General features: G+C 55.4%; 13 protein-coding genes and 1 pseudogene. 6 read left to right on the forward strand and 8 right to left on the reverse strand.

Translation table 11 applies throughout. The annotated features are described in order from the left end of the window. The first annotated feature begins 638 nt into the window (after window positions 1-638). The 3 genes from AC07OG_RS24010 (at window position 639) to AC07OG_RS24020 (ending at window position 4549) form a co-directional block, all read left to right on the forward strand. Complete coding sequence (locus tag AC07OG_RS24010) at window positions 639-3530, forward strand: ribonucleoside-diphosphate reductase subunit alpha (RefSeq protein WP_495068266.1); 2892 nt, start codon at window positions 639-641, stop codon at window positions 3528-3530. A 158-nt stretch (window positions 3531-3688) separates the two neighbouring features. Then, on the forward strand, window positions 3689-3967 hold the full coding sequence (locus tag AC07OG_RS24015) for a transposase (protein ID WP_028944980.1): 279 nt from the start codon (window positions 3689-3691) through the stop codon (window positions 3965-3967). A gap of 174 nt (window positions 3968-4141) precedes the next feature. Further along, window positions 4142-4549, forward strand: coding sequence for a DDE-type integrase/transposase/recombinase (locus tag AC07OG_RS24020; protein ID WP_495068267.1), 408 nt, complete (start codon window positions 4142-4144; stop codon window positions 4547-4549). Between the two features lie 295 nt (window positions 4550-4844). Here AC07OG_RS24020 and AC07OG_RS24025 read toward each other — a convergent pair whose 3' ends face one another. Next, window positions 4845-5876, reverse strand: a complete 1032-nt coding sequence (locus AC07OG_RS24025) for a LacI family DNA-binding transcriptional regulator (protein WP_495068268.1) — start codon at window positions 5874-5876, stop codon at window positions 4845-4847. A gap of 290 nt (window positions 5877-6166) precedes the next feature. Here AC07OG_RS24025 and AC07OG_RS24030 point away from each other — a divergent pair, with 290 nt between their 5' ends. The 3 genes from AC07OG_RS24030 to AC07OG_RS24040 all read left to right on the forward strand — a co-directional run bounded on the left by AC07OG_RS24030 (window position 6167) and on the right by AC07OG_RS24040 (window position 9765). Continuing rightward, window positions 6167-7066: a nitrilase family protein gene (locus AC07OG_RS24030; RefSeq protein ID WP_495068269.1), complete on the forward strand. Its 900-nt coding sequence runs from the start codon at window positions 6167-6169 to the stop codon at window positions 7064-7066. A gap of 30 nt (window positions 7067-7096) precedes the next feature. Beyond that, the gene (locus AC07OG_RS24035) at window positions 7097-8293 is read left to right on the forward strand and encodes a hypothetical protein (protein WP_495068270.1); all 1197 of its coding nucleotides are present in this window, start codon (window positions 7097-7099) and stop codon (window positions 8291-8293) included. Window positions 8294-8403: 110 nt separating this feature from the next. Next, window positions 8404-9765 carry an amidase gene (locus AC07OG_RS24040; RefSeq protein WP_495068271.1) on the forward strand — a complete coding sequence of 454 codons (1362 nt, stop codon included), beginning with the start codon at window positions 8404-8406 and terminating at the stop codon, window positions 9763-9765. 272 nt (window positions 9766-10037) lie between these two features. Here the strand turns inward: AC07OG_RS24040 and AC07OG_RS24045 are convergent. The 7 genes and pseudogenes from AC07OG_RS24045 to cheR form a co-directional block, all read right to left on the reverse strand. Further along, window positions 10038-10481, reverse strand: a pseudogene (locus AC07OG_RS24045) (integrase core domain-containing protein); the annotation flags it as partial. Window positions 10482-10535: 54 nt separating this feature from the next. After that, window positions 10536-10697, reverse strand: a complete 162-nt coding sequence (locus tag AC07OG_RS24050) for a type II toxin-antitoxin system CcdA family antitoxin (RefSeq protein WP_495068272.1) — start codon at window positions 10695-10697, stop codon at window positions 10536-10538. A 1224-nt stretch (window positions 10698-11921) separates the two neighbouring features. Further along, a complete protein-coding gene (gene flgE / locus AC07OG_RS24055) occupies window positions 11922-13274 on the reverse strand; it encodes a flagellar hook protein FlgE (RefSeq protein WP_218425638.1) in 1353 nt (450 codons plus the stop codon). 30 nt (window positions 13275-13304) lie between these two features. Beyond that, window positions 13305-14027 (reverse strand): flagellar hook assembly protein FlgD, encoded by a 723-nt coding sequence (gene flgD, locus AC07OG_RS24060; RefSeq protein WP_060540781.1) that lies wholly within the window; start codon window positions 14025-14027, stop codon window positions 13305-13307. A gap of 15 nt (window positions 14028-14042) precedes the next feature. Beyond that, entirely contained in the window at window positions 14043-14486 is a 444-nt protein-coding gene (gene flgC / locus AC07OG_RS24065; RefSeq protein ID WP_054593596.1) for a flagellar basal body rod protein FlgC, read from the reverse strand. 3 nt (window positions 14487-14489) lie between these two features. Further along, window positions 14490-14897, reverse strand: coding sequence for a flagellar basal body rod protein FlgB (gene flgB / locus AC07OG_RS24070; protein WP_060540782.1), 408 nt, complete (start codon window positions 14895-14897; stop codon window positions 14490-14492). Between the two features lie 368 nt (window positions 14898-15265). Then, window positions 15266-16093, reverse strand: a complete 828-nt coding sequence (gene cheR / locus AC07OG_RS24075; RefSeq protein ID WP_060540783.1) for a protein-glutamate O-methyltransferase CheR — start codon at window positions 16091-16093, stop codon at window positions 15266-15268. Between the last annotated feature and the right edge of the window lie 31 nt (window positions 16094-16124).

Below are 16124 nucleotides of genomic sequence, written 5' to 3' on the forward strand. Positions count from 1 at the left end.
TATAAACGCCACCCGCCGAGAACACAAGCGGGCAAATGCGTTCGGACAACGGGCTCTTTTGTGATAGGGTTCGCGCCCTTAAAAATCAGAACGACTGTTTTCGATCATTGAAAACCAGTGTAAAACACTCCGCTCCAGCTAGGTCGCGGCCTACACGCCCGTTCGCTCTTTCACACACAATTTACGCACAGGTTTATCCACAGGTAGTACGTTGCAACCCCCTCCAAAACGCATTATCTTGTACCTCGGCGCTAAAAAAACCCTACATGTAGGGTTTTAGCTTAAAAGCCCAACCACATTTCAGACCACAAACTCAAGCGCTTTTATTGCCAGTTTATGGTTGAACCAAGCACGATTTTACAAGCCCAAACTGCGTACGCGGAGGGCACCGTTTTTTCAGGCCAGAAGGGTCAAAACGGTACGGGTGTTGCAGTCATCACTGACACCCCAGAAAGGAATCCGGCCTCGAGGCCAGGCTCGCGGCCAAAGACTTCGGCAAGGAAGCGGCATCATTAGCCTTTTCCTACTGTCCCGAAGTTGTTATGCCCGGCCCCACGCCGGTTGTAGTGCTTCAGGACAGAACGGTGGGCACCGTGATGGTGCCCAAACAAACATAGAGAATGTGGAGACACTCCCCCATGCAAACCGACACAACTCGCGAGAACCCGCAGGGTACCTTGCCGCAGGCCGCCGATTCGAATTCGGATCTGTCCGCCACCGCGCCAGGTCAGCTGCGTGTGATCAAGCGTAACGGCACTGTCGTTCCTTACACCGATGACAAGATCACCGTCGCCATCACCAAAGCGTTCCTCGCAGTTGAAGGCGGCACCGCTGCTGCCTCGTCGCGAATCCATGACACCGTGGCCCGCCTGACCGAACAGGTCACCGCGACCTTCAAGCGTCGCATGCCATCGGGTGGGACCATCCACATCGAAGAAATCCAGGACCAGGTCGAACTGGCCCTGATGCGTGCCGGTGAGCAGAAAGTCGCCCGCGATTACGTGATCTACCGTGACGCCCGTTCCAAGGAACGTGCCGTTCGCACCACCGAGGAGCCGGTACAAGCGCACCCGTCGATCCGCATCACCCGTGCCGACGGCAGCCTGGCGCCGCTGGACATGGGCCGCCTGAACACCATCGTCACCGAAGCGTGCGAAGGCCTGGAAGAAGTCGACGGCGACCTGATCCAGCGCGAAACCCTGAAGAACCTGTACGACGGCGTGGCCCTGACCGACGTCAACACCGCCCTGGTGATGACCGCCCGTACCCTGGTCGAGCGTGAGCCGAACTACTCGTTCGTCACCGCCCGCCTGCTGATGGACACCCTGCGTGCCGAAGGCCTGGGCTTCCTCGGCGTCGCCGAAAGCGCAACCCACCACGAGATGGTCGACCTGTACGCCAAGGCCCTGCCTGCCTACATCGCCAAGGGTATCGAATTCGAGTTGCTGAACCCTGTGCTGGCCTCCTTCGACCTGGAAAAACTGGGCAAGGCGATCAACCACGAGCGCGACCAGCAGTTCACCTACCTGGGCCTGCAAACCTTGTACGACCGTTACTTCATCCACAAGGATGGCGTGCGTTTCGAACTGCCGCAGATCTTCTTCATGCGCGTGGCCATGGGCCTGGCAATCGAAGAGAAGCACAAAGAAGACCGTGCGATCGAGTTCTACAACCTGTTGTCGTCCTTCGACTACATGTCCTCGACCCCGACCCTGTTCAACGCCGGTACCCTGCGTCCACAGCTGTCGAGCTGCTACCTGACCACCGTGCCGGATGACCTGTCGGGCATCTACCACGCGATCCACGACAACGCCATGCTGTCGAAATTCGCTGGCGGCCTGGGTAACGACTGGACTCCGGTCCGTGCACTGGGCTCTTACATCAAGGGCACCAACGGCAAATCCCAGGGCGTCGTGCCGTTCCTCAAAGTAGTGAACGACACCGCCGTAGCCGTTAACCAGGGTGGCAAGCGCAAGGGCGCTGTGTGTGCCTACCTGGAAACCTGGCACATGGACATCGAAGAGTTCATCGAACTGCGCAAGAACACCGGTGATGATCGTCGTCGTACCCACGACATGAACACCGCCAACTGGATCCCTGACCTGTTCATGAAGCGCGTCTTCGATGACGGCAAGTGGACCCTGTTCTCGCCATCGGAAGTTCCGGACCTGCACGACCTGACCGGCAAGGCCTTCGAAGAGCGCTACGAGTACTACGAAGCCCTGACCGAGTACCCGGGCAAGGTCAAGCTGTTCAAGACCATCCAGGCCAAAGACCTGTGGCGCAAGATGCTGTCCATGCTGTTCGAAACCGGCCACCCATGGCTGACGTTCAAAGACCCGTGCAACCTGCGTAGCCCGCAGCAACACGTGGGTGTGGTCCACAGCTCGAACCTGTGCACCGAGATCACCTTGAACACCAACAAGGACGAGATCGCCGTTTGCAACCTGGGCTCGATCAACCTGCCGAACCACATCGTCGACGGCAAGCTGGACACCGCCAAGCTGCAACGCACCGTCAACACTGCCGTGCGCATGCTCGACAACGTGATCGACATCAACTACTACTCGGTGCCGCAAGCGAAGAACTCGAACTTCCGCCACCGTCCGGTCGGCCTGGGCATCATGGGCTTCCAGGACGCTTTGTACCTGCAGCACATCCCTTACGGTTCCGACGCTGCCGTCGAGTTCGCCGACAAGTCGATGGAAGCGGTCAGCTACTACGCGATCCAGGCTTCCTGCGACCTGGCTGACGAGCGCGGTGCCTACGAGACGTTCCAGGGTTCGCTGTGGTCCAAAGGCATCCTGCCGCTGGATTCGCAACAGATCCTGATCGAAGCCCGTGGCCAGAAGTACATCGACGTTGACCTGAACGAATCCCTGGACTGGGCGCCGGTACGTGCCCGTGTGCAGAAAGGCATTCGTAACTCCAACATCATGGCCATCGCACCGACCGCGACCATCGCCAACATCACCGGCGTATCGCAGTCGATCGAACCGACCTACCAGAACCTGTATGTGAAATCGAACCTGTCGGGCGAATTCACCGTGATCAACCCGTACCTGGTTCGCGACCTCAAGGCTCGCGGTCTGTGGGACTCGGTCATGATCAACGACCTGAAGTACTACGACGGTTCGGTGCAGCAGATCGAGCGCATCCCGCAAGAACTCAAAGAGCTCTACGCAACCGCGTTCGAAGTGGACACCAAGTGGATCGTTGACGCGGCCAGCCGTCGTCAGAAGTGGATCGACCAGGCCCAGTCGCTGAACCTGTACATCGCCGGCGCATCGGGCAAGAAGCTCGACGTGACCTACCGCATGGCCTGGTACCGTGGTCTGAAAACCACTTACTACCTCCGTGCCCTGGCCGCGACCAGCACCGAGAAGTCGACCATCAACACCGGTAAGCTGAACGCTGTTTCCAGCGGCGGCAACCACGGTGACGACTCGGTCCTGGCAGCTCCTGCAGGTCCTGCTCCGGTACCGAAGGCTTGCGCCATCGACGAGCCGGATTGCGAAGCTTGCCAATGAGAGCCAGGTACAAATAAACGTATACATTAACTAGCAAGACACCACCAACCCCCTGATAATAAAGGGGGTTTTTGGTTTACATGAAAAAATCCCTTCTGAATCGCCCCGGGTTTCGTAGACACCTCCAAGCCTTAAAATGAGGCCCATTAGGAGGTGCCATGAGCAACCAGCGTTATCCCGAAGAATTCAAAATCCAAGCGGTCAACCAAGTGACCGAAAAGCAGCTTCCTGTCTCAGAGGTGGCTGCGCGATTGGGCGTGTCCGTGCACAGCCTCTATGCTTGGATTAAGCGCTACACCAAGCCCCAAGAGCAGCGCGTCCAGGAGGACGATCAGAGCGCTGAGCTTCGCCGTCTACGTGCTGAGCTAAAGCGGGTGACGGAGGAGCGAGACATCTTAAAAAAGGCCGCCGCGTACTTTGCCAAGGAGTGCGGCTGAAGTACGCCTTTATTAAGCATCTTGCGGACGACTACTCCATTCGACGGCTTTGCCAGACGCTGAAGGTTCATCCCAGCGGCTACTACGCGTGGCTGTCCGAACCGAAATCTGCTCGGGCTAAAGACGATCAGCGATTGCTCGGTTTGATCAAGCATTCCTGGTTGGAAAGCGGTGGTGTTTATCGCTATCGCAAGATCCATAATGACCAGCGACTTGGCCATTGATGCGCTGCTGATGGCGGTTTGGAGGCGCAAACCGAAGCAGGAGGTGATGATTCACTCTGATCAGGGCAGCCAGTACAGCAGCTCTGATTGGCGCAGTTTTTTAAAGGCCAACAACCTGGTCGCCAGCATGAGCCGTCGAGGAAACTGCCACGACAATGCCGTAGCTGAGAGCTTCTTCCAGCTGCTGAAACTGGAACGGATCAAGCGGAAAATTTACACCACACGACAGGATGCTCGTGGTGATGTGTTCGATTACATCGAGATGTTTTACAACTCGAAGCGTCGCCATGGTTTCAACAATCAGCTGTCACCGGTAGAGTTTGAAAAGCGTTACACAGCGAGCTTGGAGAGTGTCTAGAAAACCCGGGGCGATTCATTCTACCGTCTAGCTTGAAGGGTTTCCGGCTTGAGACTGAGCTGGGAATGTAGATCGAACACCGGGCTCCGAGCCAATCAGGCCTTTTCACCCCACTCTATATTCAGCCCAGCCTCAAGGTGCCTCCAAGGGGATGGGTAACCAGATAGATTTTCTCTCCAAGGTGTTTCAGCAAGTCGCATCGGCCAGTTTAAAAGTGAGGTTGGTGACGAAAATCGAATCATCACTTAGCATGAGGGATGTGTACTCCGCGTATCCATCGCATTAGTTCATAAAGTTAATTCAACCGTAGAAGTGAACTGTCACGGGCAACAAGTTCGGGTTCTAGCCTGATTGAGCTAACTGACCTCCCTTTAATTTTCTGAAGTAGCAGTTCCATAGCTCGATACCCCATTTCATGCATCGGCGACCGAATGCTGCTGAGTGGAATCGGAAGCTGCGCAGCCAGAGGGGTATCGTTGAAGCCGACAATTGCTATGTCGTGCCCTGGTGTGAGGCCGAGCGTACGCGCTGCCCCCATGACGCCAATCGCGATGAAGTCGTTTACGGCGAATACGGCAGTAGGGCGTATTGATCGCGAGAGAAGCTTCATCCCTGCTTCGTAACCTGCTGCGGTATCAAAATGGCTTGGGACAATCAAGTCAGATGAGATATCGATGCCAACAGTTCGACAATAACCCACAAAGCCCGCTGCACGCTCTACGCCGGTACTCGCAAAGGACTCCCCTGCAATCACTGCGAGTTGCGTATGCCCTTGAGAAATGAAGTGCTCAGCTGCTAGAGCCCCACCCCGGTAGTCATCGCAAGTGACAGAACAGTAATCGCCAGCGCGACGGCTAACCAGTACAAACGGTATGCCTCGTCCTGCGATGTCCTCTAGGAACTCATTGGCCGAGTCCACATGTGCATCACCAATAATCAGTCCGTCAACTCGGCGTGCCAGCGCCATTTCACCCAGCTCTCGCTGGATGGCTGGTGAATCCTGGGTGTTGGAAACGAAGGTGAAGACCCGATTCTTATAGGCAGCTTCGTCAATGCCCTCGTAAATCGTTGCCAGTACAAGGTCGGACAGCCTCGGTACGAGTACGCCGACCGCCTGACTACGTTGTGTTTTCAGGCTGGTAGCGTGTGGGTTTGGGCGATATTGCAGTTCGGCAGCCAGTTTCCTAATTCGCAACACTGTCTCAGCAGATGCCGCCAAAGCAGCGTCATCTTGTGAGCCATTCAAGACGCGGGAAACGGTGGAGACAGAAACGCCGAGCTGCTGCGAGAGTGCTCTCAGTGTGATCGGTTTTCCTGGTGTGCTCATACATTCCTTCTCACGCGACTATTTCAGCCCAATAGGGGGCGAAAGCCCGAGATTGTCAAACGTTTGAGTGTGCGGGCTTCGGGCCAAATTTTGAACACATCGGACGAATTTCGGCGCTTTTTCTAGAAAAAATCGTCTTTTAGGCTCCATTCTGCGCCGACGAATGGACAATCCTACCATATTGACTTTCCAAATATTCAGAGCATAGTTTGCCTACCCAAACGTTTGGGTAGCGATCCGCCGCCAAACCCAAACGTTTGGGTTAAAACAATAAAGACGAGGTTTCAGCGATGAACGAAAGTACGAAAGAGAAAGTGAGTCCAGTTCGAGTGGCTGTGGTGCAGTTCGATCCTCAGGTCGGCATGGAAAACCGTGAGCGCAATTTGAGGCACGGCTTGGCAATGGCGCTACAGGCAGTCGAAGGTGGTGCGAACCTCATTGTGTTGCCGGAGCTTGCAAACACGGGCTATCTCTTTACCAATCGGCAGGAAGCTTTCGAGCATGCGGAAGGTGTGCCGAATGGCCCTAGCGTCCAGATCTGGATGGACTTCGCGAAGAAACACGACGTTTATCTAGTCGCTGGTGTTGCCGAGCGAGATGGAATGCAATTGTTCGACACGGCAGTTCTGCTGGGCCCTGACGGCTTTATTGGCAAGTACCGCAAAGCCCACTTGTGGAATATGGAGAAGCTCTGGTTTACCCCTGGAAACCTGGGATTCCCGGTGTTTGACACCCCTATCGGGAGAATCGGTCTGCTAATTTGCTGGGATATCTGGTTCCCAGAGGTGCCCCGGATTTTGGCTCAGCAGGGCGCCGACATCATCTGCAGCGTTAACAATTGGGTATGGACTCCACCGCCCCTGTTCGACGAGACCGGCAAATGCATGGCCTCGTACCTGACGATGACTGCCGCCCATGTGAACAACGTTTTCATAGCTGCAGCCAACAGAGTGGGGACTGATCGTGGTGAGCGGTTCCTGGGCTGCTCGCTAATTGCTGGAACCAACGGATGGCCGATTGGCGAGGTCGCGCCGTCAGAGGGTGAGACCATCGTGTGTGCTGACATCGATCTGGTCTCCGCTCGTAGCGCACCGATCTGGAACAGTCTCAATGATCTGCCTCGTGACCGTCGGACAGACCTCTACGATTCCATGCTGGGTTATACCGGCCACAGCGCGTTTCCACGTTGAGGGCCTGCCAGCATGGGAAACTCAACTGTGGTGAGCAAACTCAAGTCTTCTGAAGTTTCCATTGTATTGAATGCAATCGCTGCTGCTGCGCTAGTGCTTATTGTGGCTGGAGTTGCTCATCTGGCCACGTTAATAGGCACCTCGGGTACTTCGCACTGGCCTGGATTCGCTGAACTCATGCAAAGCCTGCCGCAGCCGCTCGCGTGGCTGCGGTGGTTCTTGGGTGACATGAGTGAGGCAACCTTCTATAAACACGAGTTCGCTTCGGTAGGCATGTTGCTCGGTGCTCTGCTAGCACACTGGGCGTACAAACGAGGGGCGCGCTGGCAAGGTTTCTCCGTTTCCTATGGAACTGGGTTATTGCCTTGGATATTGTTTAGCTCGTCTCTGGGCTTGATTCTGAGCAATCTCCTTTGGAGCTGGACAATCGTGCAAAGCGGCGCGTGGCAACCCACTTTTGTGACCTTCGTGTCGTTACCAGCTGCCATGGTGCTGATGTTCGGGAGGGGATGGAAAGTCGCGATAGTGGGTGCCGTGATGGGAGCACTTCTGGTGACTCCGATAGCGCTGGTTCTGGTGAATTACGTTTGCAACCCTCTTAAGCTGCCAAGCATCATTGGCAACGTCAGTTCAATGGCGATAGGTAGTGCGGTGGCATTCGTAATTTGTCGCCTTGTTCCAGCATTGGTACGTAATAAGCTGGCGCCGGTGGAGGCGCCCAGCCCTGGAGCCACGACTCCCCTTGTGTACGGCCCGAGCTGGACGGTCAGGCGAATTCTTGCTGATTTCACTGAGTCACCGTTCGTGGGCAACGAACTGGCCAGTATCGGCTTGATCTTAGGTCTGCTGTTTGCCATCAGCTTGAACCCGCTGAGTCCAGTGTATGGCACTGGTCTTGCTGCACAGGTATTGGTGGGTCAAGTACTGGCCTCCGCTATTGGTGTACTGCTGTGGCGCAGACAATGGATGGTAAGAGGTTGGTATCCGACCTATATACCGGTGGTCTCTGTGACACCTGCCGCAATACTGACCTATGGTGGTACGCCCGTAGTGATTGTCATCAGTGCGTTGTTAGGTGCGCTGATTGGGCCACCGCTAGCCGCTGCCATCTCTGACCGTCTGCCAAAGAGCTTTCATCCATACCTTGGCAACGTGATATCAATGGCGATCTGCACATTGGTGATTTTGCCAGTTATCGGCATGTTGCCTGGTGTGGCCACACATTAGACCAGTCCTACTCATTAATTATATCGAGGTGCGAACCAGTCGCTATTGAGATACACATCGATGTGTGCGGCTGGTTCGTGATTAATGGTTCTCGTTTGGTCGGAAGTAAAATGAAAATGAATCCTCCGTTGTTAGGTTTTTATTCAGGAGTCTCTCTGCAAGAATTGGGGCGGCGTCTGCGAATAGGCGAATTCACTTCAGTGGAGTTGGTGCGCAAAAGCCTCGAAGCATATGAGTTAATTAATCCTCTCGTTAATGCTTTTACCTTTGTGGCTACAGATTTGGCTTATGAAGCAGCCTCAATGGCAGATAAAGAACTGGCAGCGGGTATTGATCGAGGGCCGCTCCATGGGATACCCGTCGCAGTTAAGGACAACATTTTTACTGCGCGGATCCCAACAACAATGGGGTCGGCACATTACAAAGGCTATATTCCAGATAATGATGCCGAGTGTGTGCAGCGCCTGAAAACAGCCGGGGCGGTCATCCTGGGTAAAACAACCACGCATGAGTTTGCCTTTGGCCCAACCGGAGACTGCGCGGCTCAAGGCCCTACGCTCAATCCGTGGGATACTTCTCGCATGGCCGGTGGCTCAAGTTGCGGAAGTGCCGTTGCAGTAGCATCTGGAATTGTGCCAATTGCTATTGGAACTGACACAGGTGGTTCAATACGAATACCAGCGGCGCTCACTGGCGTGGTCGGTTTCAAGCCGAGTATTGGCAGGATTTCTACAGAGGGCGTCTTCCCACTTTCGAAGACCCTGGATCACGTAGGGATTTTGGCTAACAGCGTAGAAGACGTTGCCCTAGTGCTAAGAGAGATTTCTTCAGAGAAAAAAATATTAGATTCGGATGTCTATGTAGAACCAGAAGAACTCAAGCTAGGCTGGGTCTCTCCAGAAACGTTCACGCTAACTGACCCTGTAGTTATAGACAGTGTATTCCAGTGCGCAGATGCACTATCTGGTGGGAATATCTCCGGCGCCAGTGATGTTGTAAAGCTGGCTGGAGAGCTTCGCCGCGCATTTGGATTGATTCAAAAGAGCGAGGCATATGAAGTTCACTCGGAGCGAGTGCTGTATCACCCAGAGCTGTATCAGATAGAAGTTCTAGAGCGCCTGTTGGCGGCGCAAAGCGTGAAAGGCTGGGAGTATGTTCAAGCGATGCATATTCGGCAGTCGCTTCAACAGTCGATGTTAAAGATATTCCAGGAGTTTGATCTGTTGGTCATGCCGACGGTTCCAATTCTAGCTCCAAAATTATATAAGCGAGCACTTGAGATTAGTGGAAGCAGTGTTCATGTTCGAGACGCGCTCCTGAGCTTAACCAGTCCTTGGAATCTGTTGGGGCTTCCAGCGATAAGCATTCCTTGCGGATTGGTGGAGGGACTGCCAATAGGACTCCAACTGATTGCCCCGCTCGGGAAAGATGATTTTTTACTCGAGATCGCTAATAAATTTTTCACTCATTAGCTGACCTAGGTTGAGCGTACATTTTTCTACTTTTTGACCATAATTAAAAGAATATTGGAACGGTAAAATGGGTGCCTATTCGATATCGTAAGGGGATGTCGACAGCCCTTTAAAATTCGTGCCTTTTAAGACTTTTTGATGTGTCGACGATACTTGGGAGGCTTCGGCCTCCATTTTTTTGCTAGTTCAATTGCAGGTGCTGTGGCATCAATGAGAGGCTCGCTCCTTCGAGCTGTGGACTTGCCCCTACAAAACCGGACACCAACTCCCCGTTAAATTGATGCAGCTGCCAAGCGCCTGAACTCCCTCGGAGAGCGATAGTTCAAGGCACTGTGCGGATGCTGCTCGTTGTAATGCTCGAAGGCAATGGCCAGGTTACGCAGCGCCGTTTCTCGATCCGGCTTGGGCATGTGCGCCACGTAATCCCGTTTGATCGTCTTCACGAAGCTCTCGGCCATGCCGTTGCTCTGCGGGCTGCGTACCGGGATGGTCACCGGCTGCAAACCGATTTGTCGAGCAAATAGACGCGTCTGTTCGGCGGTGTACGCCGAGCCGTTGTCGCTTAGCCATTGCACCGGCGTGGCGGGCAGTTGATCACCGAAGCGCTTCTCCACGCTTTCCAGCATCAAGTCGCGGATATCATCGCCACTGTAGCCGCTTACGCGAAGATGCGACTTGCAGCAATGCAGGCGGCACAGAGAAACGCGGGCAGGTTCAACCCTCATGAGCTCATGGCCAACCTGCAGATTTCGCTCGTGTGAACCGAGGCGTCAAAAGCTCCGTACGTTGTCGCTGAACACGCCGTGGGCTTCCACTTCTTCGTTGTAGGCATTTACAGCTTCGCTGTTCTCTGCCAGCCATTGCTCGCACTGTTGCTTCGTTAGGGCATCGGCCAGAGCCTGCTCCAACAGAGTTTTCTCTTGAGTGTGCATGGTATTTTTTCCATTTCAGCCGCGCTCACCAAGCTAACGCCTAAGTTAAAACACCATTTTCTAGACGGTCAATCAGATCCTGTATCCGTCTAAGACCCTAGGTGTGCGCCGTAACAGCCACGTAGCCGAGAGACAAAACCCTCGATATTCGTTTCAGATTGATTCGGCCCCGCCACCGGGTGAGAGATGCGCCCCCCGATATTTATCAAAGTCCCGTGTTTGCGGGGCGGAGCGGCCAGCGGAGCCGGGAGATAAAACCGTTGATATTCACCAAGGGCCTGTGTTTGGAGGACGGAGCGGCCAGCGGGGCTCATAGATGAAGCCGCGTATATTCATTGCCCGATAATACCCCCCAATATTCGTCAATGGCCCATTTTTGCTGGTAGCGACGGCCAGCATGGCCGGGAGATGAACACGCTGATATTCGTATCACGCAGCCAATTCGGCCCCTGCCAAGGGCAGGAGACCAAACCCCGGATATTCGTCAAAAACCCGTGTTTGCTGTCCGGAACGAGCATGGGCCAGGAGATGCCCCCTCCGATATTCGTCTGGGCCCGGTGTTAGTCGCTCACGCGGAAAGGCGACTGTTTGATTCCGAATGAAGCAATGAAGCCTCAAGCCTGTAGGTGCTGACGCTTAGTTAATCCAGTGGCCGAGATGTCACTGACCCAGTCTTATTCCTCGCGAACCATTGCCTATGCTGGATTTCTGCCTGCTTGAGGTAGGGCAGTCTTGCTTCGGTACGTGGGTCAATTCGGTGTCAGCGTCTACACTTAGCCGACTTACGTATACTTTCGAGCCTAGAAACAGGGTCAAACGACAAAAAGTATACGTTTCTTGGTTCTGAAGCGTAAACTCAAGCGCTGAACCCCCTGTCCAGCCTGGGCTCTACGAATCTATACGAATTGTACCTGGGCACTCTGCCAATAAGCTGAGCCGGTAAGCGCTGCAAAGTGCTTACCTGAAACCCCCGATCAGCCTCTGGCAGGTCGGGGGTTTTCTTTTGCCCCAGGGAAAGTGGTTACCGGCCTGGCGCCTTCGCGGGCAAGCCACGCTCCCACAGGTTTTGCAGCGCGCCCGCTAACGAAAACCGACACAAAACCTGTGGGAGCGTGGCTTGCCCGCGAAGAGGCCATCGGCGACAACACAAAATCCCGGTGCCTGATAAAAACCCATAAAAAAACCCCTCTCTCGAGGGGCTTCCTTATGCAGCATCAACCAACATCAAGTCATCTGAATGATGGTCTGCATGATGGTGCTCTGGGTGGAGATGGTCTTGGCGTTCGCCTGGTAGTTGCTCTGCGCCTTGATCAGGTCAACCAGTTCGTTGGTCAGGTTGACGTTGGACTCTTCCAGGGAATTGGACTGGATCGAACCCAGACTGCCGGTTTGCGGCGCATCATAACCAGGAATGCCCGAGACGTAGGTTTCCTTCCAGCTGGTGCCGCCTACTGGTTGCAGACCCTGTTCGTTGGCGAAGCTGGCCAGTGAAATCTGGCCGATCGGCTTGGTCTGGTTGTTGCTGAAGTTGGCCAGCAGCACTCCGCTGCCGTCGATGGTCAGGTTGGTGATCTGGCCGGTGGCGTAGCCATTCTGCGCCGGGATCGAACGAGCGGTATCGGCGTTGAACTGCGTGGTGTTGCTCATGGAAATGCTCAACCCTGCCGGGTCGGCGGCTGCGCCGTTGGCGGCCCAGACGCCGGCGGTCACGGTGCCTGGTACCCAACCGTTGATCTTGAGATCGCTGCCGATAACTGGCGCAGGTGCCGGCACGGTCGGTGGAACGGTTGGTGGCACCGGGGTGCTGACCGAAACCAGTTTGCCAGACGTATCGAACGTCATGGTCGAAGGAACCGGGTCGACCGCAGTTGGGCCAGTCGGCGCGCTGCCATCCGGGTTGCGACCATCGATCAGCGTGTAGGTATCCCAAGTGTTGGGACCGGTTTTCACCATGTATTGATCCATGGTGTGCTGGTTACCCTGAGTGTCGAAAATCGGGGTGCTGAACTGCTTGGTGAAGGTTTGCGTCTTGGTCGGATCAAACTGGTTGGAAACAACGGCCTGATCAATGATCGGCGCCGTGGAGTTCAAGTTGATCGTCGAGGAGACACTGGTGGTGGCTTTTGGCGCCAGGTTGGAGGTGTCGAGGCGCAAGTCGGTCAACACGCCATTGACGATCTTGCCATCGGCATCCACACCGTAACCTTGCAGACGCGAGGTGCCATCGGTGTTGGTGACGAAACCTTCCTTGTCGACCTTGAAGGTACCGGCACGGGTATAGGACAGCGAGCCGCTGTTGTTCAGTACGAAGAAGCCGGAGCCGTTGATGCCCATGTCCAGCACGTTACCGGTGTTGTTGATGTCACCCTGGGTAAACTGCTGGGAAACGTTGGCCAGACGCACGCCGTTGCCGACGGTCTTGCTGCCTGTACCCAGGCGAGTCACCGAGTACACGTCTTCGAACTCTGCACGGGACGATTTGAAACCGGTGGTGGCGACGTTGGCGATGTTGTTGCCGGTCACGTCCAGTTGTTTGTTGGCTGCATAGAGACCGCTAAGGCCGATATTGAAAGACATAATCCACTCCTTGTGCCGTGTTAGTCGGCTCTACATACCAATGGTTTGTACTTTGGACAGGGCAATGCTGCCCAGCCCGGCCAGATTAAGCATCAACTCACCGCCGGTCTGGCTGATGGTCACGCTGTTGACGGTGGCTGGCAGGTTGGTGATCAGCGCTACCGACTGGCCATCAATGGTGCTCGTCGCCCCGAAGGTATAAGTGCCGGCAGGTACCGTCTCACCCGCATCGTTCTTGCCATCCCAGATGAAGCTGGCATTGCCGGCTTTCTGCGCGCCCAGATCGATGGTGCGTACGGTTGTGCCGGTGGAGTCGGTGATTTTCAAGGTGGCCGAGGCCACCGATGCCGGTACCACTACCGTGCCGCTGAGGCTCTTGGTGGTATCGACCACCGCCTTGTCGCCAGGGGCAATGACCGAACGGCCCACCAGCGACGAAGCCTGCAATGCCTGGGACGAGTTGTAGTTGCTGGCCAGACCGGTCACGGTGTCATTGAGCGTGGTGATGCCTTCCAGACTGCTGAACTGGGCCAGTTGAGCGACGAACTCGCCGTTGTCCTGGGGCTCCAGCGGGTTCTGGTTTTTCAACTGCGTCACCAACAATTGCAGGAACGCATCCTTGCCCAGGGCTTTCTTGCCCGTGGCGCTGCCGGTGGCTGCCCCCAGACCGTCCTGCGTGGTAGTGGCCTTGACCGAGGAATTGGCCAGGATGTCATTGAGGCTCAAACCACCGGTGGAATCGGTAACACTCATCTGAGTCGCCCCTTATCACTGACCGAGGGTCAGGACTTTCTGCATCATGGTTTTGGCGGTGTTCATCATTTCGGCGTTGGTCTGGAACGAACGGCTCGCGGAAATCATGTCGGCCATTTCTTCCACCACGTTGACGTTCGGGTAGTAGACGTAGCCCTTGGCATCGGCCGCCGGGTGATTCGGCTCGTAGCGCGCCTCAAGATTGCTCTGATCTTCGACCACACCCAGCACCTGTACGCCTTGACCGGCCGCATCCTGGTTCTGGAACAGCGAATTACTGCCACCGCTCTGGCCACCCTGGAACATGGTGGCGAATACCGGATGACGTGCGCGATAGGTCTGGTCGATGCTCGACGAGACGGTCTCGGCGTTGGCGATGTTCGAAGCGACGGTGTTCAAGCGAGTGGTCTGGGCACTCATGCCGCTACCGGCAATGTTGAAAACACTGGATAGAGACATGGCTTACTCTCCGCGCAGGGCTGACATCAGCCCTTTGAATTTGCTGTTGAGCAGGGTGAAGCTGGCCTGGAAGCCAACTGCGTTTTCCGCGTAGTTCGACTGTTCCAACTGGGCGTCCACGGTGTTCTGGTCGATCGACGGTTGCATCGGCGTGCGATACATCAGCGACCCGTCACCATTGCCCAGGCCCTCGGCTTCGATATGACGGCTGTTGGTCATGTTCAGGGCGAAGGTGCCGTTTTTGGTTTTCTCGTTCTGCTCGGCGAGCACTTTCGAAAAATCCAGATCCCGAGCCTTGTAGTTCGGGGTATCGGCGTTGGTGATGTTGTTGGCCAGGACCTCGGCACGCTGGGCGCGAAAGCCCAGGGCTTGTTCGTGGATACCGAGCGCTTTATCGAAGCTGATGCTCATGTCGGGAAACCTTTGGGTGACCTGATTTTTCGTACGTTGAAGTTAGCAAGCCTCATGCCAATTCAAACAAGCCCGTAAACCGGGGCTTTGCGAGCAGCGGCAAGGTGGCAATGCCAGAAAAGCGGCAACGGTTTTCCGGCGCATGCCGCTTTTCTGCCGCCTGACTCGGTGTGGAGAACAACACTGACCTTGTGGGAGCGGGCTTGCTCACGAAAGCGGTGTATCAATCAACGTTGATGGCGACTGGCAGGACGCCTTCGCGAGCAAGCCCGCTCCCACTTTTGGATCGAAGCGACACTGAAGTAATCATCAAGCATAAAAAAACGGGAGCCCTTGAGGACTCCCGTTCTTTGATGACGCCGACAACATCACTTGGCCTGGTAAATGATACCCGGGCTGCACTGCACCATCTGGTAATGGTCCGGCAAACCGTTCAGCGCTTCGGACGCACCAAGGAACAGGTAACCGCCCGGCTTCAACGTGCTGTGAATACGCAACAGGATGTCCTTCTTCACCTCGGCGGAGAAGTAGATCAGCACGTTGCGGCAGAACACGATGTCGAACTTGCCCAGGCTTGCGTAGCTGTCCAGCAGGTTGAACGAACGAAACTCCACCCGGCTCTTGATCGGCGCCTTGATTGCCCAGCGCCCCGGCCCCTTGGGGTCGAAATAACGCTGCAGGCGCTCGGGTGAAAGACCACGACCAATGGCGAGACTGTCGTACTCGCCGGTCTTGCAGTTGTTCAACATGGTGCCGGACAGGTCGGTGGCAACAATCTGCACCCCCATGCGCAACTGGCCCAGGTTGATACGTTCAAACTCGTCGATGGCCATCGACAGCGAATAGGGTTCCTGACCCGACGAGCAAGCCGCCGACCAGATACGCAGGCGCTGGCCGGGGCTGGCCTTGATCGCTTCGGGCAGTACCTTGTTCTTCAACACCTCAAACGGATAAGTGTCACGAAACCACAGGGTTTCGTTGGTGGTCATGGCGTCTACCACCTGCTCACGCAAACCGCTGCGTGGCTGGGTTTGCATGCGCTGGACCAACTCACCCAGAGACTTGATGCCTTGCTGCTCCATCAGCTTGTTGAGACGACTGGAGACCAGGTACTGCTTGTTTTCACCGAGCAAAATGCCACAGGCTTTTTCCAGGAAAACCCGGAACTGTTCGAAATCCAAATTACCCGTAGACAATGATGTCCGCCTCTAAAATCGTGTTGACCGC

The sequence above is a fragment of the Pseudomonas sp. GW821-FHT09H03 genome (genome assembly GCF_059415945.1).

Coding starts and splice junctions, on each gene's coding strand:
- AC07OG_RS24010 (WP_495068266.1), top strand. CDS start 639: ATGCAAACCGACACAACTCGCGAGAACCCGCAGGGTACCTTGCCGCAG.
- AC07OG_RS24015 (WP_028944980.1), top strand. CDS start 3,689: ATGAGCAACCAGCGTTATCCCGAAGAATTCAAAATCCAAGCGGTCAAC.
- AC07OG_RS24025 (WP_495068268.1), bottom strand. CDS start 5,876: ATGAGCACACCAGGAAAACCGATCACACTGAGAGCACTCTCGCAGCAG.
- AC07OG_RS24030 (WP_495068269.1), top strand. CDS start 6,167: ATGAACGAAAGTACGAAAGAGAAAGTGAGTCCAGTTCGAGTGGCTGTG.
- AC07OG_RS24040 (WP_495068271.1), top strand. CDS start 8,404: ATGAAAATGAATCCTCCGTTGTTAGGTTTTTATTCAGGAGTCTCTCTG.
- AC07OG_RS24050 (WP_495068272.1), bottom strand. CDS start 10,697: ATGCACACTCAAGAGAAAACTCTGTTGGAGCAGGCTCTGGCCGATGCC.
- flgE (WP_218425638.1), bottom strand. CDS start 13,274: ATGTCTTTCAATATCGGCCTTAGCGGTCTCTATGCAGCCAACAAACAA.
- flgD (WP_060540781.1), bottom strand. CDS start 14,027: ATGAGTGTTACCGATTCCACCGGTGGTTTGAGCCTCAATGACATCCTG.
- flgC (WP_054593596.1), bottom strand. CDS start 14,486: ATGTCTCTATCCAGTGTTTTCAACATTGCCGGTAGCGGCATGAGTGCC.
- flgB (WP_060540782.1), bottom strand. CDS start 14,897: ATGAGCATCAGCTTCGATAAAGCGCTCGGTATCCACGAACAAGCCCTG.